Origin of the sequence: Iodobacter sp. (assembly GCF_025352645.1) — a bacterium.
In the GTDB taxonomy this organism is placed as follows: Bacteria; Pseudomonadota; Gammaproteobacteria; order Burkholderiales; family Chitinibacteraceae; genus Iodobacter.
This window is the reverse complement of sequence record NZ_JANXSO010000011.1, coordinates 1-22,593: the sequence shown is the minus strand read 5'-3', so window position 1 is coordinate 22,593 and position 22,593 is coordinate 1. Positions and strand designations below refer to the sequence as shown.

Here is a 22,593-nt window from a genome sequence, read left to right as displayed (position 1 = left end):
TGAACTGCACCCCAAAAGTTGGACACCCGTCCATTTTTGGGGTGTTTTTATGTCCAAGTACACAATGCAATTCAAACTTACTGCCGTTCAGCAATAGTTAACGGGCGAAGCAGGTATTAAAACGATCGCCAAGCAACATGGCATCGAGCAGGCTATGTTTCATCGTTGGGTGAGGTCGTTTCGCCAGCATGGTGAATCGGGGTTAGCGCCCAAATACAGTCATTACGATGCCGTATTCAAGCTCTCCGTGCTTCAGTACATGTGGGACAATCATCTTTCCCAACAGGAAACTGCCGCTTATTTTGATATTCGTAGCCCCGCTTGCTTGAGCCAATGGAGCGCGCAGTATGACGCTGGTGGAATGGCTGCCCTTGAACCCGCGCCTAAAGGTCGAAAGAAATCACCCATGCCCATCACCGAAAATAACACGGCTCCCCTGCCGATTGATGATGAAACCCGTCGCCGTGAAGAACTCATTGCAGAAAACAAACGCCTGCGTTTAGAGGTGGCCTATATAAAAAAGTACAATGCCTTAGTTCAAGCCAAAGCCCAATCGGCGCAACAGAAACAGCGCAAATAGTGCTTGAATTAAGGCCACAGTTTCCATTGGCTGATTTGTTAAAACACGCTGATTTGCCGCGTAGCACCTTCTATTACCAGAAGCAGGCTTTGGCGGCGAACGACAAATATCAAGCGGTTAAAATGCAGCTTAAAGCGCTATTTGCTGAGCATAAGGGGCGCTATGGTTATCGGCGGATCATGCTGGCGCTCAGAAAAGAAGGCGAATGGCTGAATCACAAAACAGTTCAGCGTTTAATGCAAGAGCTGGGTTTGAAGTCGTGCGTTCGGCCTAAAAAGTACCGTTCATACAAGGGTGAATGCGGCAAAGTCGCACCAAATATATTGCAGCGGCAATTTAGTGCGGATAAGCCGAATCAGAAATGGGTGACGGATGTGACTGAATTTAATGTGCAGGAGAAAAAGCTTTATTTGTCACCGGTGCTGGATTTATACAATGGAGAAATTATCGCTTTTGAAATGGCGCGTCGCCCAGTGTTTGCGCTGGTCAGTCAAATACTAAAGAAAGCCCTAGCCAAGCTGAGCGTGGATGAAAAGCCGCTACTGCATTCAGATCAGGGTTGGCAGTATCAAATGGCAGGGTATCGGCAGCAATTGGCAGAAAAAGGGCTGGTGCAAAGTATGTCAAGAAAAGGGAATTGCCATGATAATGCAACGATGGAAAGCTTCTTCGGTACGTTGAAATCAGAGTTCTTTTACCAAGAAAAATTCGCTAGTCTTGAGCAACTAGAGCAAGGCATCGTGGATTACATCCATTACTATAACCATGACCGAATCAAGCTGAAATTAAAAGGGCTGAGTCCTGTGCAATACAGAACCCAGCTCTTGAGTACCTAGCTTTTATACTGTCCAACTAATTGGGGTCAGTTCACAGTGCATGGCTTTTTTTTCTAACGATTTAAATATCACTTACGGCCAATCGCTCGCCAGCCAATATCACTACGGTATTGCGCGCCCGCAAATGAAACGCCTGCCAGAATTTGATAAGCGCGTTTTTGTGCCATTTTAAAGCTATCACCAAAAGCCGTAACGCACAGCACACGACCACCGGCGGTGATGGCTTCGCCTTGCTCGTTCAGCGCAGTACCCGCATGGAACACATGGCCATCTTCTAAGGCCACCGTTGATAGGCCTGAAATTAAATCGCCTTTACGCGGCGTTTCTGGGTAATTAGCCGCAGCCATCACTACGCCCATTGCCACACGTCTATCCCATTCGGCTTCGATCTGATCCAAGGTGCCATTTACACCATGCTCTAGCAGGGTGACAAAATCACTTTTTAAACGCAGCATAATCGGCTGGGTTTCAGGATCCCCAAAGCGGCAGTTGTATTCGATCACTTTAGGATTACCCAGCGCGTCTATCATCAGGCCTGCGTATAAAAAGCCCGTGAATACTGTGCCGTCTTTAGCCATGCCCTGCACGGTTGGCATAATCACTTCGCGCATGACTTTGGCGTGTACATCGGGTGTCACCACAGGTGCGGGGCTATACGCACCCATACCGCCGGTGTTCGGACCTTCATCACCGTCTAGTAGACGTTTGTGATCTTGGCTGGAGGCCATAGCCAGTACATTTTTGCCATCCACCATCACAATAAAGCTGGCTTCCTCCCCCAGCAAGCACTCTTCAATCACAACGCGAGCGCCAGCATCGCCAAATTTATTGTCCGACAGCATAGAATCAACCGCAGCGTGCGCTTCATCCAGCGTCATCGCCACCACCACGCCCTTACCTGCGGCTAGGCCATCAGCCTTAATTACAATGGGTGCGCCCTGCGCTTTGATATAAGCGTGCGCTTCATCGCTACTTGCAAAGGTTTGGTATGCCGCAGTCGGAATACCGTGGCGTTGCATAAAGGCCTTGGCAAAGTCTTTAGACCATTCCAACTGCGCCGCAGCACGGGTTGGGCCAAAGATTTTTAAGCCTTCTTCACGGAAAGCATCGACCACGCCATTGGATAGCGGCGCTTCTGGGCCAACCACGGTAATGGCGATGTTTTCTGCCTTAGCAAAGGCAATCAGTTCTGCTGTTGTAGTGATATCAACATTTATTAAATCTTTTTCTAGTGCGGTGCCCGCATTACCTGGGGCGACAAACACTTTGCCTACACGTTCTGATTGGGCAATCTTCCAAGCCAGAGCGTGCTCACGGCCACCCGAGCCAATCACTAAAATATTCATTTGCAGATTTCCAATTAATCGAATTCGTAACAGCCTATCAGCTAGACCACATTGCCATTACTTGGCCCTAGGCCCGCAGACACAAAAAATCAATCAAACTCATAGCGACCAAAGACATAAGCCACATTGCCATTATTGAGCTGGCCATTGAGCCTTGGGATAAAGGTACCAATCAAAGATGCCTTGCCATATCGAATCGATGCAATAGGTAAAGGCGCAGGAAACGGAATTCCACCGATGACATCTTGACGTGAAATAAGCTGTAAAGACACACCCAAGCCTGCTGATAACTCACCAACAATCGGCCAATACCAAAGACGCATATAGCCCACTTGAAGCTGAGGTTGATTGTGAGAATCAGCAAAAATCATTCCGTAGATAAATTCTTGATTATTATTTTCATCACTAATACGCTTTCCCAAGCCGCCACCGTAAGCAAACTCTTGAAAATCTTCGAGCTTTTCAGCCGTATAAGTTGAACGATCGTGCCAGGAATAACCCGAAAGCAAGAGATCATTTTTGCCTTCTCGGTTTATTTTATCCACACGTTGGCAAGCAGCAGTTGCCCAATCCCACATATTGGAGCAATCCATCGCAGATGCAGGCAAGGCAATCAGCAGACAAAGGCAGGCAAACAGTTTTTTCATCATTTCAACCAAAATATTTCAAAGCGAAAACCACTGCCCCCAAGGCCAGCCACTGAGTAAAATGCACAATCTATCAAATACTATAAACACAATAAGCGGGGAGTCTCTTCCCCGCTTTCAGGTCATCTACCGGCCAATCTTAATGGCGGAAATGACGAACACCTGTCACCACCATTGCAATACCATGCTCATTCGCAGCCGCAATCACTTCATCATCACGCACCGAGCCGCCCGGTTGGATAATCGCTGATACGCCATTTTCAGCAATCACATCCACGCCATCACGGAAAGGGAAAAAGGCATCAGACGCGGCGACCGAGCCACGTAAATCCAGACCCGCGCTCTTGGCCTTAATGGCCGCAATTTTAGTTGAATCCACACGGCTCATCTGTCCAGCGCCCACACCTAATGTCTGGCCCTTGCCGCAGAATACAATCGCGTTTGATTTAACAAATTTGGCGACATTCCATGCAAACAGCAGATCTTTAAGCTGTGCCTCGGTAGGCTGTAGCTTAGTCACAACCTTCACATCTTTCAGCGTCAGAATATGGGTATCGGGTGTTTGCACCAGCAGGCCACCGCCAACACGCTTCACATCAAAGCGATTAGCACCCTGCTCTACTGGCACTTCTAGCACGCGAACATTTTGTTTTTTAGCCAGCAAGGCTAAAGCTTCTGCGGTATAGGCAGGGGCAATCAGCACTTCCATAAATTGCTTAGATACGGCCTCGGCGGTATCCACATCTACCGTCTGGTTAAACGCAATAATGCCGCCAAACGCGCTTGTGGTATCGGTTGCAAACGCTAAGCGATACGCTGAGTAGCTATCCACGCCTACCGCTACGCCGCAAGGATTGGCGTGTTTTACGATCACACACGCAGGTTCTGCAAACTGCTTCACGCATTCCCATGCTGCATCAGAATCCGCCACATTGTTGTAGCTTAATTCCTTACCCTGCAACTGCTTGTATGCAGCTAAGCTGCCTGCTGCGGGGTCGATATCACGGTAAAAAGCGGCACTTTGATGCGGGTTTTCGCCATAGCGCATATCTTGCACTTTAACGAACTGCATATTGAGGCGATCTGGGTAGGATTTTTTCTCACCGTCTGCGGTAAGTGCCGTCAGGTAGTTAGAAATTGCACCATCGTAAGCCGCGGTATGGCTAAAGGCTTTTTTCGCCAGTACTTTACGGGTTGCCAATAATAAAGCGCCGTCGTTGGCTTGCATTTCTTTGATCAGATCAGCGTAATCGCTGGCATCGGTCACAATCGCTACATGCGCATGGTTTTTTGCGGCAGAGCGCACCATGGCTGGGCCACCGATATCGATATTTTCGATCGCATCTTCGTAGCTGCAATCAGGCTTAGCAATGGTCGCTTCAAATGGGTAGAGATTCACACAGACCAAATCGATATTGCCGATTTGATGTTCTGCCATCGTCGCCACGTGAGCAGGCAAATCGCGACGGCCCAAAATACCGCCATGGATTTTTGGGTGCAGCGTTTTTACACGCCCATCGAGCATTTCAGGAAAGCCGGTGTAATCAGCTACTTCGATCACAGGCACGCCGTTGTCGCTAAATAATTTGGCGGTACCACCGGTGGACAAAATTTCGACACCTTGCGCCGCCAAGGCTTTGGCAAAATCAAGCACACCGGTTTTATCGGATACGCTGATCAGCGCGCGGGTAATTTTGGTCATGGTTTCAGCTTCCCTGTATATAAAGATACAACACGTTTCTTATGAAAACTACGCGTCTGCGCATTACAGCAAATCGTAAATCTGTAATTTCTTACGCAGAGTATTGCGGTTAATACCCAGCATATCGGCCGCTCGAGTCTGATTGCCCTCGACGCGCTCCAATACTAATTCTAACAGTGGCTTTTCAACCCGAGCCAATACCATATCGTACATAGCGCACGGCGGTTCACCATCTAGGTCTTGGAAATACTGGTCGAGAGAAGCATAAATTGCCTCGGCAATTAGATCGGTTTGAGTACTCATAAATCTCCCGATTCATTGTGATTTTCTTTTTGTTTTGGCATATCTTCGTACTGCAAACGCTCGCCCAAGGTCAGTAGGCCATCAAAATAACTGCGTGTTGCATTTGCTTGTCCTGCCGTTGATTCTTGTGCGTACATCGCTTGGCGGAATTCATTGCTACCGCGCAAACCCTTGGTATACCAAGCAATATGTTTACGGGCTATACGGCAACCTGAGTACTCGCCATAGAAGGCGTATAAATCGTCAAGATGGCCGAGCAATACATCGCGAACCTCCACAACCTCTGGTGCGGGTAACAACTCACCGCTAGCCAGATAATGGGCAATTTCGCGGAAAATCCACGGCCTGCCCTGCGCTGCCCGCCCAATCATAATTGCGTCTGCACCGGTTTCTTTAAGCACCAGCGCGGCTTTTTGCGGGCTATCAATATCGCCATTGGCGATCACAGGAATCTGAATCGATTGTTTAACTTGGGCGATCAGCGCGTAGCGTGCATGGCCCAAGTACATATCTTCACGCGTTCGGCCATGAATAGCCAGCGCGGCTATCCCTGCTTCTTCAGCTATTTTGGCTACGCGCATAATATTTTCTTCGCCATTGGCAAAGCCTAGGCGGGTTTTCAGTGTAACTGGCACGTCCACCGCACGCACCACGGCGTGCAGAATATCGGCAACTAAGTCTTCATTTTGCAACAAGGCCGACCCAGCCAATTTATTGCACACCTTTTTAACTGGGCAACCCATATTGATATCAATGATTTGCGCACCGTGCGCCACATTATGCCGCGCCGCGTCTGCCAGCAATTGTGGATCTGAACCGGCAATTTGCGCGGAAACCGGCGCAAGTTCGCCTTCAAAATTAGCGCGATGCAGCGTCTTCTGGTGCGAGCGCATGCTGCTATCGGCAGTAATCATCTCGCTCACCGCATGCCCCGCGCCAAATCGCTTACAAAGCATGCGAAAAGGCCGATCAGTGACACCCGCCATGGGGGCAACAATCAGATTATTTGTAAGGGGATAGGGGCCGATATGCATAGTCTGCTGGCGCAGTAAAAGGCCGCGCATTCTAACGCCTGCCTAATTTTTAAGCAACAACCTTCAGGCGGATTTTTATGAAAAACTCTTAAATCTGTAGGCACAGAGAACATGAAGTTTAAAGGCAGAACACGGAGAAAGCGCGAGTTATAGCAAAGGGAGGATACAGCACGTTGATGATCGCTGAGGCTTTACAAGCATCGCATCATTCGTAGGGAGGGTGAAACCCGCGCAATACGCGGGTTGCTCCCCATGTGCGCTAAGCAACGTCAAAAATATCTTTTTAGTGCCTGCGGCACGTTGATTTAGGTGCGGGCGTCCCGCTGGACCTTCCTTTCTTGCGCGGCCAAGAAACGAAGCCAAAGAAGGCCGCCCCGGCCAGCACGAAGGCCCCTCACTGCGGATAATCGGCTCGGCGAAAAAGGCTGCTCGCTCGCTGCCTCGCTACCCCTTTTCCGAAACCCCGAGCCGCTTATTCCTCGCTTCGGCGTGCTTCAAGGGGACTTTTAAGCCCTACGCCAAGATCGTGGTTATTACGTTTTTTCGTTGTTTGTTGATGTAAAAGCAAATTGCTTAGCGCGCTTGGGGTTTCACCCGCCCTACATTTTTGCAAAAAAATAGCGAACCCGCAGGCTCGCTATTTTTAAGACCTGAACAATAATCAGCTTAGCTTCTTAGTCAGAATCTCAGTCACCATCGCTGGGTTAGCTTTACCCTTGCTGGCTTTCATACACTGGCCCATCAAAGAGTTAATCGCAGCGAGTTTGCCGCTTTTATATTCCTCAACAGCCTTGGGATTGAGCGCCAGTACTTCATCGATAATCGCTTCGATTGCGCCTGTATCCGTGGTTTGCTTCAGCCCATCACGCTCGATAATACTGTCCGCAGAATCACCCGATTCCCACATCTTTTTCAGCACATCTTTAGCGGTTTTATTGTTGATGGTGTTATCCATCACACGTTTAACTAGGCTAGCCAAAGCTGCGGCAGAAACAGGGCTATCGCCAATCGATTTTTCTTCACGATTTAGCGTGGCCGATACATCGCCCATGATCCAGTTGGCTGCTAGCTTAGCGTCCGCTCCAGCGGCAACCATGGCTTCAAAATAAACAGCCATGTCTTTAGAGCTAGTCAGCGTGCTGGCATCATAAGCCGACAAGCCATACTGCGTACTAAAGCGCTCGCGCATCAGCTGTGGCAGCTCGGTCATTTCACTACGAACACGCTCAATCCAATCTTCAGAGATACACAATGGCGGCAAATCTGGGTCTGGGAAATAGCGGTAATCATGCGCGTCTTCCTTGCTGCGCATCATGCGGGTTTCGCCGCTATCTGGGTCAAACAGAATCGTTGCTTGCTGAATTTTATGCCCGTCTTCGATCTGATCGATTTGCCACTGCGTTTCAAACTTGATGGCTTGTTCCATAAACTTAAAGCTGTTCAAGTTTTTAATTTCGCGGCGAGTTCCAAATTCTGCTTGGCCTTCTGGGCGCACCGATACGTTCACATCGCAACGGAAACTACCTTCCTGCATATTGCCATCGCAAATACCGATCCAAGTCACAAGGCTATGCAGCGCCTTAGCGTAAGCCACGGCTTCGGCAGCCGAGCGCATTTCTGGCTCGGAAACGATTTCCAGCAAAGGCGTACCAGCGCGGTTTAAATCGATACCGGTCATGCCATTGCAGTCTTCATGCACCGACTTGCCTGCGTCTTCTTCCAAGTGAGCGCGCGTCACATTAATCTTTTTAGTGACGTCCCCTACTTGAATCTCAATCACCCCGCCCTCAACCACCGGCAGCTCAAACTGGCTGATCTGATAGCCCTTAGGTAAATCAGGATAGAAATAGTTTTTACGCGCAAAAATCGATTTACGATTAATTTTGCCGCCGATCGCCAAGCCCAGCTGAATCGCACGCTCTACCGCGCCACGATTCATTACTGGTAAAGCGCCGGGCATGGCCACGTCCACTACGGAAGTTTGCGTATTAGGCTCAGCGCCGTAGGCGGTGCTGGCTCTGGAGAAAATTTTCGACTGAGTCGAGAGCTGGGTATGCACTTCCAGCCCGATCACTACTTCCCATTTCATGTTGTGAATCCTTAGGCTGGTTTATAGGCTTGGGGCACGGGTGTGCCAGTCAGTCACTTGCTGCAATTGATGTGCCGCATTCAGCATTTTGGCCTCACTGAAATAATTACCAATCAGTTGCAAGCCAACAGGACGGCCATTGGCGGCGAAGCCCGCTGGTAAGCTCATGCCTGGCAGGCCCGCCAGATTGACAGCCAAGGTGTAGATATCTTCTAAATACATAGCGGTTGGATCGGCGTTTTTCTCGCCTAAGTTCCAAGCAGCCGTTGGCGCAACAGGGCCTGCAATCAGGTCACAATGCTCAAATGCCGCTTGAAAATCATTCGCAATAATGCGGCGGATTTTTTGCGCTTGCAGATAGTAAGCATCGTAATAACCGTGGCTCAGTACATAAGTGCCGGTCAGGATGCGGCGTTTTACTTCAGCGCCAAAGCCTTCGCTACGGCTTTTTTCGTACATTTCAGTTAGGCCAGAATAATCCGCAGCGCGGTGGCCATAACGCACGCCATCAAAGCGGCTTAGATTGCTTGAAGCTTCAGCAGGGGCAATCACGTAATAGGCAGGAATCGACAGCTTAGTATTCGGCAAGCTAACTTCAACAATGCTTGCGCCCAGCTTTTTATACTCTTCAATCGCTGCAAGCACGGCGGCAGCCACGTCGCTATCTAACCCTTCTGCAAAATATTCCTTAGGCACGCCAATTCTTAAACCCGCCAGCGGGGTGTTTAAATCGCGGCTGTAATCTTCTTTGGCATGCTCCAGCGATGTGGAATCACGCTCGTCATAGCCCGCCATCACATTCAATAGCAGCGCGCAATCTTCGGCGCTTTTACCGATAGGGCCGCCCTGATCCAGCGAGCTGGCAAAAGCAATCATGCCAAAGCGGCTAACAATCCCGTAAGTAGGCTTAATCCCAGTTACGCCGCAAAATGCTGCTGGCTGGCGAATAGATCCACCAGTATCGGTTGCCGTAGCAAGCGGAGCCAAACGCGCAGCAACTGCCGCAGCCGACCCTCCCGATGAGCCACCAGGCACGGCGGTTTTATCCCAAGGATTTTTTACCGCGCCATAAAAGCTGTTTTCATTGGAAGAGCCCATCGCAAACTCATCCATATTGCTGCGGCCCAAGGTAACCAGCCCTGCTTTGCGGCACAACTCAATCACATTGGCGTCGTAAGGCGAGACAAAATTATCCAGCATCTTGGAACCACAGGTGGTCTTCCAGCCTTGCTGACAAAAAATATCTTTTTGCGCAATAGGCACGCCGGTTAATACCCCGGCCGAGCCATCGGCTAGCATGGCATCTGCGGCTTGCGCCTCGCTCAAGGTTTTGTCTTCGTCCAAAGTAATAAAGGCATTGAGATCTGCCATTGCTTTGGCACGAGCCAGATAGTCGCTGGCCATTTCGACCGCAGAAATTTCTTTTGCTGCCAGCATGGCTGACAGTTGCTTAACTGATTTTTCTATCATTATTTTTTAGAGGGGGTTAACCCTAGCCTCATTCAATAACTTGCGGAACAAGATATAAACCAGCCTCAACAGCCGGTGCCACAGCCTGCCATGCCTCGCGGCGATCAGGCTCGCACGCCACATCATCGCGCAAACGCAGCATCACATCTTGCGCATGGGCCATTGGCTCGATACCGCTGGTATCAACGGCCCGCATCTCTTCAATCAGAGTCAAAATTTGATTTAATTGGCCTTGCGTGGCGGCTAATTCATCACCAGTCACCGCGATGCGGGACAAGCGGGCGATGCGCGCTACATCTTCAATAGACAGGGACATGTCGGATTTACCCCGTAAACATTTATTAACGTCAACTCGATAGGGTATCATATAGGGTTTGATTACTACCACCCGTCAGTGCGCTAGAGTGGCGAGGCTATAGGTACATAGTGCCACGGAACTTTTCTGCCCACATTGCCGCCAAATGCTGCAATTATGCTTAAAATAGCGAACCTTTTTACTATCGCAGGCAGAAATACCGGTGGCCTGCAATATTAGCTATGTAGGGTGAGCCTGTTTTTGCGGGGGCACTATAAAAAAACCTGTGAGCGCAGGGTAAATAAATAACAACAATCTTGCTTTAAAGCAGGAGCAGAACGACCAAGAACAACATAACCGAGCATGCCATCGCTTAGCTCGAACACCAAATTTTAAAGTAAGACCTGAGTACTAGGGCCTTTGCCTAGCCTTACTTGTTGGCAAGCCCCAAATAATTGTCTTACTAAAGACTGAACGATCTAGCCAGACCCCTTAAAGCCCGTGGCGATTCCACGACCTACCTTTAATCATGTAATTTTAAAGTGCGAGACCCGAATGTTTGGACTTCTTTCCGGCTACTTTGCCAACGACATCGCCATTGACCTTGGTACTGCCAACACGCTGATTTATATGCAAGGCAAGGGCATTGTGCTTGATGAGCCTTCTGTAGTTGCTATCCAGCAAGAAGGCGGCCCGTCTGGCAAAAAAACAATTTTAGCAGTAGGTGCAGAAGCCAAAAAAATGCTTGGCCGCACCCCTGGCAGCATTAATGCAATTCGCCCAATGAAAGACGGCGTGATCGCTGACTTCACCATTACCGAACAAATGCTGAAGCAGTTCATTAAAAAAGTGAACCCAAGCCGCATGTTCTCCTCCCCACCGCGCATCGTCATTTGCGTGCCATGTGGCTCCACTCAAGTTGAGCGCCGTGCGATTCGTGAATCGGCGCTGGGTGCTGGTGCACGTAAAGTTGAGCTGATTGAAGAACCAATGGCTGCGGCCATCGGCGCCGGCATGCCGGTTGAAGAAGCAACCGGCTCAATGGTGGTGGATATCGGTGGTGGTACCACCGAAGTGGGCGTTATTTCCTTGGGCGGTATTGTTTATGCGTCTAGCGTACGCGTAGGTGGCGATAAGTTTGATGAAGCCATCATTAACTATATTCGTCGCAACTACGGCATGCTGATTGGTGAAGCCACCGCAGAAGAAATCAAAAAACGTATCGGCAGCGCCTTCCCAGGCGCCGAAGTACGTGAGATGGAAGTAAAGGGTCGCAATCTTGCCGAAGGGATTCCGCGCTCATTCACTATTTCTTCTAATGAAATCTTAGAAGCACTCACCGAGCCACTCAACCAGATCGTTTCTGCGGTAAAACAAGCGCTAGAACAAACCCCACCAGAGCTGGGTGCCGACATTGCCGAAAAAGGCATGGTACTGACCGGCGGTGGCGCACTGCTACGCGATCTAGACCGCCTCTTGATGGAAGAAACTGGCTTGCCGGTATTTGTTGCAGAAGATCCACTGACTTGCGTAGTGCGTGGCTCTGGTAAGGCGCTAGAAAAACTGGATAAAGCGGGTAGCATTTTCACTTACGATTAAGTGATAAGCACACACAACGGAAGTATCGCCCCCTTTATTGGTATGAAAGTCTTAGGGTGGGTTGTGCCCAGTTTATTCTGGGCGTAACCCACCCTATAGAAACTTCACTTTAAGAATCACTGGCCTTCTTTCATGCAAGCCTCTCAGCCCGCCTTTTTTAAGCAGGGACCAAAACCGCTGACGCGGTTTTTCCTGTTTTCTACCCTGTCGATTTGTTTGATCGTAGGGGATGCCAACTATCAAATGCTTGGACCAGTACGCCAACAACTTTCCGTCTTACTCTATCCTCTGCAATGGCTAGTGACCGCGCCTTTTGAGTTTGTCAAAGACACCAGTACCTTTTTATCAAGGCAAGCGGAATTACTTGGTGAAAATCGTAAGCTGCACGATGCGCAATTAGTGGCCAGCGTAAACGCAATGAAGTTAAAAGCATTAGAAGCTGAAAATGCTCGGCTAAAACAGCTCAATGCTTTTCAAGCTAGCCAGCCAAGTCAATTGGCAGAAATCCTCTATAACGGGCGCGACCCATTTAGTGCAAAGCTCATTGTCGATCGTGGCGAGCGCGCTAAGATTAGCGAAGGGCAAATTGCCGTCGACGCTAGCGGCGTGGTTGGCCAAGTGGTACGCGTCCAACCCATGACCAGTGAGATCAGACTTATTTCTGATCGCAACCATATGGTGCCGGTGCAAATTGAGCGCAATCAATTACGCACGGTCATTTATGGCATGGGCCGAGGTTTACCACTAGAAATCCGCAATATGTCATCTAATTCAGAGATCAAAGAAGGCGATACACTGATTACCTCTGGCATTGATGGTTTATATCCAGCAGGATTGCCCGTTGCCAAAGTGCTTAAAATTGAACGCAATACTGGCAATGCCTTTGCACGAATCTATTGCACCCCACTGGCAGGGATTGATCAGCATCGTTTCTTATTGATATTAGAAGCACATCAGGCCACAGCACCCTATCCAAGCAACGGCTCAGAAGTTGCCACTTCTAAGAAAAAGAAAGGTCGCTAATGCCTATTTCACGCCAATTGCTGCGCCCCGTTAGTAGCAGCTTTATTCTGCTTACTTTTGTCCTTTCTTTAAGCGTTAATCTCTTGCCATGGCAAGCGGGCTTAATCGGCTTTGCGCCTGATTTTGTAGCGCTATTTATTATCTATTGGACTCTCAATCAACCGCGCCGTATTGGTGTGGGCTGGGCTTTTTGCTTAGGGCTGCTCATGGATGTGGCCGATGGCAATGTTCTTGGGCAACACGCGTTTGCCTATACCGTCATCGCTTATTTAACCCTAGCTCGCCAGCGCCAATTAGCCGTATTCCCCTTTTGGCAGCAAGCCTTTGTCGCCTTAGCCTTAATGCTGGCAGGACAAGTTTTAATGCTGAGCTTACGCATGCTGATGGGCGCACCTTTCCCAGGCTGGGCTTATTTTGCAGGCTGCTTTGTTGCGGCCTTTATCTGGCCGCCTCTTTCTAATATTCTGCTCTCCCATCAACGCAGACCGACGACTGACGAACTATGAGCCAAGGTGAGATTAAAAACCAGCACCGAGAGCGCTATGCTTTCCAGCTGCGCATCATCGCGGCAGCCCTTTTTGTTTTATCTTTATTTACCCTGTTATTTGGCCGTTTTTTTTGGCTACAAGCGGTTCAGCACGATAAATATATGACTCTGGCCGAGCAGAATCGTATTTCGCTCGTGCCTATCCCCCCATCACGCGGCATTATTAGAGATAAAAATGGCGTTATTTTGGCGCATAATTTTTCTGCCTATACCTTAGAAATTACGCCATCTAAACAAGCTAATTTAGACGAAACAATTGAGCGGCTTTCTAGCATTGTTGAAATCACAGCGAAAGATAAACGCCGCTTTAAAAAACTACGCGAAGAAACCAAAGATTTTGAAACGCTGCCGATTCGCACTCGTTTAAGCGATGAAGAAGTGGCCCGTTTTGCCGCCAATAGCTACCGCTTTCCCGGTGTAGAAATAAAGGCGCGTTTATTTAGGCATTATCCACTAGGCGAAATTGCCAGCCATTTAATTGGCTATATCGGCCGAATCAATACCAAAGACTTAGAGCAACTTGATGAAGATGGGGTGCTGGCTAATTATCGTGGCACCGATCATTTGGGCAAGATTGGTATTGAGCAAAGCTATGAGCAGCAATTACATGGCAAAACGGGGTTTGAAGAAGTAGAAATTGATTCTGGTGGCCGCGCCGTGCGCACTTTGCGCCGCACCCCGCCTATTCCAGGCAGTGATCTCACCCTATCGGTGGATATTAAGCTACAGCAAGTTGTCGAAGATCTATTCGACAAACGCCGTGGCTCGCTCGTGGCCATCGATCCTAGAACCGGTGGCCTGCTAGCCATGGTTTCCAAACCAGGCTTTGATCCAAATTTATTTGTGGATGGGATTGATCCCTTAAGCTGGAATGAGCTCAATACCTCGTTAGATAAGCCCTTACTTAACCGGGCGATTCGTGGCGAATACCCACCAGGCTCAACCTTTAAGCCCTTTATGGCTATGGCTGCGCTGGAAGGCGATTTTCCATTAACACGGCAAACAATCAGTGACCCAGGTTACTTTATGTATGGCAATAATAAGTTTCGCGATTCGCATGCGGGCGGCTATGGCTCGATGAATTTTGATCGCTCTATTATTGTTTCGAGTGATACTTATTTTTATCAACTCGCCGTGCAAATGGGCATCGACAATATCGCCAAGTTTATGAAAACACTCGATTTTGGCAGCCAAACGGGGGTTGATTTAAATGGTGAGCGCGCGGGCATTTTGCCTAGCCCTGAGTGGAAGAAAAAACGCTTTAAAACGCCTGCTACGCAGAAATGGTATTCAGGCGAAACCGTTTCTATCGGTATTGGCCAAGGCTATAACAGCTATACCCCGATGCAAATGGCACACGCTACCGCCACCTTAGCGAATCGTGGCGTGATGTTTCGCCCGCATGCCGTAAGCAAAATTATTGATCCAATTACTGGCATCGTTAAAATGGTCGAGCCGCAGCCGGTGCGCACAATGACATGGAAAAAAGAAAACACCGAACGCGTTATTCGCGGCATGGTAGGGGTAATTAGGGAAGGCACGGGCGCACGCACCTTTGCTGGCGCCAATTATATTGCAGCAGGCAAAACCGGTACGGCGCAGGTTTATAGCTTAAAAGGCAGCAAATATAATAAAAACATTAGCGAGCGCCTACGTGATCACTCTTGGTTTATTGTGTTTGCCCCCGCAGAGAATCCCACCATTGCACTCGCCGTCATCGTAGAAAACGGTGGCTTTGGCGCGCAAGCAGCAGCCCCCATCGCAAGGCAAGCACTCGATTACTACTTAAACGGTAAGCTGCCTACTGCCCCTAAAATTAGCGGTGTCGCTTCAAGCGCAAGTAACGCCATGACTGAGGAGATCGTGGGTGATTAAACATCTATGGACTCGCTTTATCCGGCCTATTGATCCTTGGCTGCTGCTTTTTACCTGTTTGGTGTTGCTGCTCTCCACGGTGCTGCTGTTTTCAGCATCCAACCGTGACATGGACATGATCATCAATAAAGTCACCTTTATGGGCATTGCTCTAACGGTGATGTGGCTAGTAGCGAACACCTCGCAACAAACGCTGATCCGGCTGGCCGTTCCTGCCTACATCGTCGGCTTGCTGCTGCTGATTGCCGTAGCGCTATTTGGTGATATCAGCCACGGCGCGCGGCGATGGCTGCATATTGGCGTCACAAAAATCCAACCATCAGAGCTAATGAAGCTTGCCTTACCGATGATGCTGGCTTGGTATTTCCATCATTTTGAAACCAGTATCCGCTGGAAACACTATCTGTTTGCCGCATTACTAATGATTGTGCCGGTTGGGCTGATTATGAAACAGCCCGACCTTGGCACCAGCTTATTGATTGCCTCATCGGGCTTTTATGTACTATTTTTTGCAGGCCTTTCTTGGAAGTTTATTGGGCTGATGGGTGCAGCGGGTGGGGGCTTAGCTTATGTGGTTATGCACTGGAACTCTTGTGTGCAGATACTGCACGAATACCAATGCCGCCGTGTTGCCACCATGCTCGATCCAATGCAAGATCCGCTGGGTGCGGGTTATCACATTATTCAGGGAACCATCGCGATTGGCTCAGGCGGTATTTTTGGTAAAGGCTGGCTGAACGGCACACAAACCCATTTAGATTTTATTCCTGAGCGCACAACCGACTTTATCTTTGCCGTATTTGGCGAGGAATTTGGCCTCTTAGGCAATGCCATTTTATTAGTTTTATATTTACTACTCATTGGCCGAGGCTTGGTGATTGCCAACAATGCCTCCACTTTATTTGGCAGACTGCTTGCAGGGGCAATTACTCTTACCTTCTTTACCTATGCTTTTGTCAATATGGGTATGGTTTCTGGCATCTTGCCGGTGGTTGGTGTGCCTCTCCCGCTGATGTCTTATGGTGGCACATCGATGGTATCGCTTCTCACTGGCTTTGGCCTTTTAATGAGTGTTCAAGGTGATCGTAAGTTGATGAAATCATGAAGCATACAAATTATTCCGCGCTGATTGCGGCCTTACTGCTCGCGGCGTGTTCCACCACACCACAGCCGCCAAGTAAACCATTGCCGAGCAAGCCCACAACTCCTGGCGCAACCACACCCGCGCAATACAGCTGTAATTACACTGCTAAAGGCAGTGGGGCTTTTTATAAAGACGATGGCCCGATGGATTCATTCCCATCAGGAATTGATCAGATACCTGAGCCTCTTCCTCGCTGGGAGCCACTGCATCGCTGGGCCAATAATCCCTATACTGTGCTCGGGCAAAATTTCACGCCTCTGCCTCGCCCAGGCGAGTTAAAACAACAAGGCACCGCCTCTTGGTATGGCAGAAAATTTCACGGGCAAAAAACCTCGACCGGCGAAATTTACGATATGTTCGCCATCACCGCAGCGCATCCCACCCTGCCTATCCCATCTTATGCCCGCGTCACCAATGTAAAAAATGGCCGCAGCATTATTGTGCGCGTCAATGATAGAGGCCCATTTTTGCATGGCAGAGTGATGGATTTATCTTTTCTAGCCGCCTGCCGCCTAGGCTACACCATGGATGGTAGCGCCGAGGTAACGGTAGAAAGCCTGCTCGCTACCGACACCCCAAGCGCCGTTGCAGCGGCCGTAAAACCCGTGACCAACGCCCAAATCAGCCCAGCCAAAGCGATCCCCTTGGCAGACAGCGGCAATGGCTCAGTTTATTTGCAGCTCGGCGCATTTGGCTCCTTAGCCAATGCAGAGAGTTTTCGTGATCATCTATCCAGCCAGCTCGATAGTGATGCAAATAAATTACTGATTCAAAGCATAGGCTCTTTGCATCGTGTTCGGCTTGGGCCTTATCCAGATCGGCAAAGTGCCCAGCTTGCCGCAAGCAGAATCAGTGGCGAGCATCAGCTCCCTAGCATGCTAAGCCATTAAATACACACCTCATATTTAGCCCCCATTCCCAGTGGGGGCATACTCAGCCCCCCCCAAAAAGTTAATCCCTAATCAGCCATCGATTCACTATATTAAGTAGATCACATTACATTGAAGCAGATTGGCTCAATGGGATAATCCGCGCCGGTACGCAGATTATTTGCGATTAAATCACTTTAAAAAGGAGATCGTGTGCTTCATCAACCCGCTACATCGCATGACAGCCAACACTCCTTTGTGCAGATTCGTAAACTGTTAATTGTGCTTTCCACCTGCATATTTATCTTTACCCTCGCAGCGATAAGTAGCTCTATTTATCGCGATTATCAAGAAAGCCTAACCAGCGCTGAAAAAGAAATGCTCACCATTGCCCTCGCAATTGATGAGCATTTAAGCCGTACCATGGAAAGCAGCCTAAATGCCCTTAGCGCTCTGCAACAAAATGAAGTTTTCCAAGCCTGCTTTGCTGCCAAAAATGAGCCTTGTCTTTACGCCCTATTTAACCGCCAACTAAATCATCACCCACAACTCAGCACTTTTGCCAGCGCCTATGCTAATGGCGAGCTTGCCGCGTCTAACTTGCAGCACCCAGCACCTGCCCATGATATTGATCAAACCTTGGCATTTAGCATTCCCAAATCCCAGCCACAGGCCAAGTTTTATATTGCCGAACAGCAACTGGATCCCAGCGGAAACCTTGATATTATTCCCCTAGTTAAAGCGCTAACCTTGCCCGATGGGCAATTTGATGGTGTTTTAATAGCAGGGATTAAACCGGATTATTTCGAGAAATTTTATTCCTCTCTCAGTCAAAGAAAAGGCTTCATTATTCGTTTATTTCGCCAAGATGGCATCTCCCTCGCTCGCTTTCCAAAAGATGACCACGATATTGGCCGAGATATTTCTAATAAGCCTTTTTTTAGCCAAGCCTTTGCCAAAAAAAAGAGCGGCATCTTTACCGAATACAGCCATATCGATCATTTAAGCCGCCTCTTTGGCTGGCGCTATTTAAGCCAATGGCAATTGGGTATTTCAGTTGGAATTGATCGTGATGAGGTACTACAACACTGGCGTAATGAAAGCCTGCTAAATGTGGGCATCACTCTATTAATGCTTTGTAGTGGCGCGCTATTACTAATTTTTGTATTTCGCCAATTAGCGCGTATAGAAAAAACAGAAGCAGATCTTTACCTCACCAGAGTAGCCGTAGAGCACGGTGCGGATATGGCCGTTTGGCTAGATTCCAGCGGAAGGATACGCTACGCCAATACCACGGCATGTACTCGCCTAGGCTATAGCGAAGTTGAATTGCTAACTATGCGATTACAAGACATCAATCCAAAATTCAACACTCATCATTGGCCCAAATTTTGGCAAAAATTAAAAGAGCAACAACACCTAAGAGATGAAATATCACTCACTACCAAAAGTGGCGAAAACATCCCCACCGAAGTGAATTCAAATTTTATTGTATTTAAAAACTTAGAATATAACTGCGCGGTAGTGCGGGATATCTCTGAGCGCCGCCTTGCAGAGCTCGCCATTATCAAAAGTGAGCAGCAGCTACGTCTTGCACTAGAAGCATCAAATACCGGCCTATTTGATATGCCGATTGTAGGGAAACTGCCCGCCATTACTAGCCCAGAGTACGATCGATTATTGGGCTTTGTTCCTGGAGAAGAAAGCTTTAACAAATGGCAAGAGCAAGTTCATCCCGCAGATAAAAAATTAGCCACCACCCAGTTTCAACAATATTTAAGCGGTGAAAGCAGCCAATTTATTACTGAATATCGGCGTAAAACAGCCAGTGGCGAATATCGATGGTTTCAATCACGCGGCAAATTTGTATTGTTTGATCCTAATGGCAAGCCAACTCGGCTCATTGGCACCATGACCGACATTACCGAGCGCAAAGAAGCACAAGAGCGCATTATTGAACTCGCCAATTTTGATTCTGTAACAGGGCTAGCTAATCGCAATTTACTGAGAGATGAGTTGCGCCTTGCGCTGGCGTCTGCCCAGCGCGATCAAAAAAACTTAGCCGTATTCTTTTTAGATTTAGATCGGTTTAAAACCATTAATGATTCACTAGGCCACGCCGCCGGTGATTCAGTTTTAGCACAAGTAGCCGAACGATTTAAAAAACTAATTGGCCCTGGCGATATTTTGGCGCGTTTAGGCGGCGATGAGTTTGTCATAGTGTTAACCAATATATCGCATGCCTTAATGGCTAGCTCTGTTGCAGAAGCTGTTTTAGCCTCCTTTACCCACGCTTTTGAATTAGAAGCAGGTAGTTTCTCGACCTCCAGTTCAATTGGCATTAGCATTTACCCAGAAGATGGCACAACGGCGGATATTTTAATTCGTAATGCCGATGTGGCCATGTATCAAGCCAAAGCACAGGGGCGTAATAATTTTCAATATTTCACCCCAGAAATGAATGCTCGTGCTTCTGAAAGGCTAGAATTAGAAACCAGTATGCGCACCGGCTTACTTAATAATGAATTTATTTTGTACTACCAACCGCAAGTCAGCTTGGAAGATGGCCATATTATTGGCGCAGAAGCATTAATTCGCTGGAATCACCCTAAGCATGGGCTTATTCAACCTAGCAAATTTATTCCTATTGCAGAAGAAAGCCGTTTAATTATTCCAATTGGTAATTGGGTATTACAGACTGCCTGCCAACAAGCTGCAGCATGGCAAAAAGCAGGGTTGCCTGCCATTAATATGGCGGTTAATTTATCCCCCCATCAGCTGCATCAAGCTAACTTTCTTGAGTTAGTTAAAAACGCTTTAAATGATGCAAAGCTTGATGCGGCGTACTTGGAATTAGAAGTCACTGAATCGGTTATTATGCAAGAGCTGGAGCTAGTGATGAATACCTTGCGTGGTATTAAAGCAATAGGCGTTAGGCTTTCACTCGATGATTTTGGCACCGGCTATTCCAACCTTAGCTATCTAAAACGCTTTGCTTTTAGCAAATTAAAGATTGATCAAAGTTTCGTGCAAGATGCTTGCCAAAACTCAAATGATGCGGCGATTGTTTTAGCGATTATTGGCTTAGGGCAAACATTGGGAATGGAGGTATTGGCAGAAGGAGTTGAAACCCGAGAACAGCTGGCTTTCTTAAAACAAACCCCCATTGCATCCATACAAGGTTATTTATTTAGCCGGCCAATTGCTGCAAATGAATTTGAAGAATTACTTAGAAACAATCACAAATTATCATTTGAATAAATAAGTAACATGCCGCTAAGCAAAACAAAGCCCAACAATTCTATAAAAAATGTTGGGCTTTGTTTACTCAGCGCAAATCACGCCAAGCCTATTTTTATTCGTCGTTGGCTTTTAATTCAGTGACTAAATCAATATAGGCTTGCTTAGCTGCATCAGCCGTCATGCCTTTGAGCTCTGACCAAGCATCAAATTTAGCACGAGCTACAAATTGAATGGCCGATGGACGATCACCGCTCGCATCACCTTCTGCAGCTTGTTTAAACAAAGAATATAGCTTGAGCTTAGTTGCCACATCGGGCGCATCGTTCAGTTTAACCACATCATCTTGCGCAATTTGAAACAGGGAATCGAGATCAGACATTGTTGTTCTCCAAAGCAAGAATTAAACGATCGTTTTAATAAGCAAAAGTATAGCCTGAGCGCCAAGATAAACCAAGCGGCTCAGGCCTGTTGATATCCCCTACGCGCTAAATTGGTACACCCGTTTGCCCTTCACCAAGGTATGCATCACTCGCCCCTTCATCTCCATTCCCACAAACGGCGTGTTCTTGCCTTGGCTTTTTAAAGCCGCTGGCGTGACTTGCCAATGGGCCTCTGGATCAAAAATAACTAAATCTGCGCGGTTTCCCACGGCCAGCCCAGCATCAAAACCCAACATTTTGGCCGGTACAGCGCTGATTTTAGCCAAGGCTTGTGACAGAGGGATATGCTGACGCGCAGCCCATGCAAGGGTCAGCGGCAACAGCAGCTCTAGGCCGGTAGCACCCGGCTCTGCCTCAGCAAAAGGCAGTAGCTTGCCATCATCATCGATAGGGCTATGATCAGAGCAAATCGCATCGATCGTGCCATCCGCCAAAGCCGCCACAATCGCATCGCGATCACGTACAGAACGTAGCGGCGGATCAAAGCGGTAATTGCTGTCAAAAAAGCCAATATCCACATCCGCCAGATGAATATGGTTGATGCTGACATCACATGTCACTGGCAGGCCCTGCTTTTTAGCCGTGCGCACCAAATCTAGCCCTGCCATCGATGAAAGACGACACAAATGCACGCGTGCGCCGGTTTCTTTCATCAGTAGCAAAATATTAGAAATCGCCACGGTTTCGGCCAGCACCGGAATACCCACCAAGCCCATACGTGTTGCGTAATCGCCGTCATGCGCCACACCCGCGTTTAAATCCGCTTCTTGCGGCAGCAAGCGCAAAGCCACATTAAACGTGGCGGCGTATTGCATGGCCCGATACAAAATCTGTAAATCGCCAACCGCCTGATCGCCCTGAGAAAACGCTACGCAGCCTGCATCACGCAGCTCAGCCATATCGGTTAGCTCACGGCCTTTAAGCTGGCGGCTTAAAGCACCGACAGGATAAAGACGCGCTAGGTCGAGGTTTTTTGCCCGCTGACGCAACATGGTAACAAGGCTTGGCTCATCCAGCGGCGGATCGGTATCCGGTGGGCACATAATGCTCGTCACACCACCGGCCACGGCGGCAGCCATTTCTGATGCCAAGGTGGCTTTATATTCAAAGCCTGGCTCGCGCAGGCGAGCAGCTAAATCGACTAAACCAGGGCTGACTAATAAGCCCTGGGCATCGATGGTTTCATCGCTGACATAGCCAGCGGGGGCCGCGCCCACGCCAACAATTTTGCCATCAGCAAGATATAAATCGGCAATTTGGTCCGTGTTATGCAGTGGATCAATCAGACGACCACCCAGAATTGCTATGTTTTTCATAAATTATTTCGCTCGTTAAAATCCCTTAGCTCGCCGTAGCGAGCGAAGGGCAGACTAGGCAAAAATCGGCTAAAAAGCGCAGTTTACATTATAGTAACTGATGTTACGCAGCCCGCAGGTTTTGTAGTTCCACCAAGGCCTGCTGGGTTGCTTTGATATAGAGCTTGGCGCGTAGCGCAAAGTGGTTAGCTTTGTGCTTGATCTTTAAGCTTTCTAGCTTGAACACCGCGTAAAT

Annotated in this window: 17 protein-coding genes and 2 pseudogenes; 8 read left to right on the top strand and 11 right to left on the bottom strand. The window is 48.5% G+C overall.

What is annotated here, in order from left to right; genetic code table 11:
* Positions 1–49: 49 nt before the first annotated feature.
* Positions 50–1,416: pseudogene (locus Q0R17_RS01305) on the top strand (IS3 family transposase).
* 68 nt (positions 1,417–1,484) lie between these two features.
* Here the strand turns inward: Q0R17_RS01305 and purD are convergent.
* From purD to gatC, 8 genes are all read right to left on the bottom strand, one after another.
* Positions 1,485–2,762, bottom strand: coding sequence for a phosphoribosylamine--glycine ligase (gene purD, locus Q0R17_RS01300; protein WP_293931352.1), 1,278 nt, complete (start codon positions 2,760–2,762; stop codon positions 1,485–1,487).
* A gap of 89 nt (positions 2,763–2,851) precedes the next feature.
* On the bottom strand, positions 2,852–3,412 hold the full coding sequence (locus Q0R17_RS01295) for a phospholipid:lipid A palmitoyltransferase (protein WP_293931349.1): 561 nt from the start codon (positions 3,410–3,412) through the stop codon (positions 2,852–2,854).
* 136 nt (positions 3,413–3,548) lie between these two features.
* A complete protein-coding gene (gene purH, locus Q0R17_RS01290) occupies positions 3,549–5,111 on the bottom strand; it encodes a bifunctional phosphoribosylaminoimidazolecarboxamide formyltransferase/IMP cyclohydrolase (protein WP_293931346.1) in 1,563 nt (520 codons plus the stop codon).
* A gap of 63 nt (positions 5,112–5,174) precedes the next feature.
* Positions 5,175–5,414 (bottom strand): helix-turn-helix domain-containing protein, encoded by a 240-nt coding sequence (locus Q0R17_RS01285; RefSeq protein WP_046351523.1) that lies wholly within the window; start codon positions 5,412–5,414, stop codon positions 5,175–5,177.
* The gene (gene dusB / locus Q0R17_RS01280; protein WP_293931355.1) at positions 5,411–6,448 is read right to left on the bottom strand and encodes a tRNA dihydrouridine synthase DusB; all 1,038 of its coding nucleotides are present in this window, start codon (positions 6,446–6,448) and stop codon (positions 5,411–5,413) included. Before dusB ends, Q0R17_RS01285 begins: the two co-directional genes overlap by 4 nt.
* A 661-nt stretch (positions 6,449–7,109) precedes the next feature.
* The gene (gene gatB / locus Q0R17_RS01275) at positions 7,110–8,537 is read right to left on the bottom strand and encodes an Asp-tRNA(Asn)/Glu-tRNA(Gln) amidotransferase subunit GatB (RefSeq protein ID WP_293931343.1); all 1,428 of its coding nucleotides are present in this window, start codon (positions 8,535–8,537) and stop codon (positions 7,110–7,112) included.
* 21 nt (positions 8,538–8,558) lie between these two features.
* Positions 8,559–10,007, bottom strand: a complete 1,449-nt coding sequence (gene gatA, locus Q0R17_RS01270) for an Asp-tRNA(Asn)/Glu-tRNA(Gln) amidotransferase subunit GatA (protein WP_293931340.1) — start codon at positions 10,005–10,007, stop codon at positions 8,559–8,561.
* A gap of 28 nt (positions 10,008–10,035) precedes the next feature.
* Positions 10,036–10,323, bottom strand: coding sequence for an Asp-tRNA(Asn)/Glu-tRNA(Gln) amidotransferase subunit GatC (gene gatC / locus Q0R17_RS01265; protein ID WP_293931338.1), 288 nt, complete (start codon positions 10,321–10,323; stop codon positions 10,036–10,038).
* A 534-nt stretch (positions 10,324–10,857) separates the two neighbouring features.
* On the opposite strand from gatC, the gene Q0R17_RS01260 reads away from it, so the two are divergent.
* The 7 genes from Q0R17_RS01260 to Q0R17_RS01230 all read left to right on the top strand — a co-directional run bounded on the left by Q0R17_RS01260 (position 10,858) and on the right by Q0R17_RS01230 (position 20,620).
* Entirely contained in the window at positions 10,858–11,901 is a 1,044-nt protein-coding gene (locus Q0R17_RS01260; RefSeq protein ID WP_046351519.1) for a rod shape-determining protein, read from the top strand.
* Positions 11,902–12,033: 132 nt separating this feature from the next.
* Positions 12,034–12,924 (top strand): rod shape-determining protein MreC, encoded by an 891-nt coding sequence (gene mreC, locus Q0R17_RS01255; protein ID WP_293931331.1) that lies wholly within the window; start codon positions 12,034–12,036, stop codon positions 12,922–12,924.
* Positions 12,924–13,430, top strand: coding sequence for a rod shape-determining protein MreD (mreD, locus tag Q0R17_RS01250; protein WP_293931328.1), 507 nt, complete (start codon positions 12,924–12,926; stop codon positions 13,428–13,430). Before mreC ends, mreD begins: the two co-directional genes overlap by 1 nt.
* Entirely contained in the window at positions 13,427–15,346 is a 1,920-nt protein-coding gene (gene mrdA / locus Q0R17_RS01245; protein ID WP_293931325.1) for a penicillin-binding protein 2, read from the top strand. The genes mreD and mrdA overlap by 4 nt, the downstream gene beginning before the upstream one ends.
* Positions 15,339–16,451: a rod shape-determining protein RodA gene (gene rodA / locus Q0R17_RS01240; RefSeq protein WP_293931322.1), complete on the top strand. Its 1,113-nt coding sequence runs from the start codon at positions 15,339–15,341 to the stop codon at positions 16,449–16,451. Before mrdA ends, rodA begins: the two co-directional genes overlap by 8 nt.
* Positions 16,448–17,380, top strand: coding sequence for a septal ring lytic transglycosylase RlpA family protein (locus Q0R17_RS01235; protein WP_293931319.1), 933 nt, complete (start codon positions 16,448–16,450; stop codon positions 17,378–17,380). The genes rodA and Q0R17_RS01235 overlap by 4 nt, the downstream gene beginning before the upstream one ends.
* A 192-nt stretch (positions 17,381–17,572) precedes the next feature.
* Entirely contained in the window at positions 17,573–20,620 is a 3,048-nt protein-coding gene (locus Q0R17_RS01230) for an EAL domain-containing protein (RefSeq protein WP_293931316.1), read from the top strand.
* A 94-nt stretch (positions 20,621–20,714) separates the two neighbouring features.
* Here Q0R17_RS01230 and Q0R17_RS01225 read toward each other — a convergent pair whose 3' ends face one another.
* From Q0R17_RS01225 to Q0R17_RS01215, 3 genes and pseudogenes are all read right to left on the bottom strand, one after another.
* Entirely contained in the window at positions 20,715–20,981 is a 267-nt protein-coding gene (locus Q0R17_RS01225; protein WP_293931313.1) for an acyl-CoA-binding protein, read from the bottom strand.
* Positions 20,982–21,080: 99 nt separating this feature from the next.
* Entirely contained in the window at positions 21,081–22,358 is a 1,278-nt protein-coding gene (locus Q0R17_RS01220) for a dihydroorotase (protein WP_293931310.1), read from the bottom strand.
* A gap of 103 nt (positions 22,359–22,461) precedes the next feature.
* A pseudogene (locus Q0R17_RS01215) lies at positions 22,462–22,593 on the bottom strand (IS701 family transposase); the annotation flags it as partial.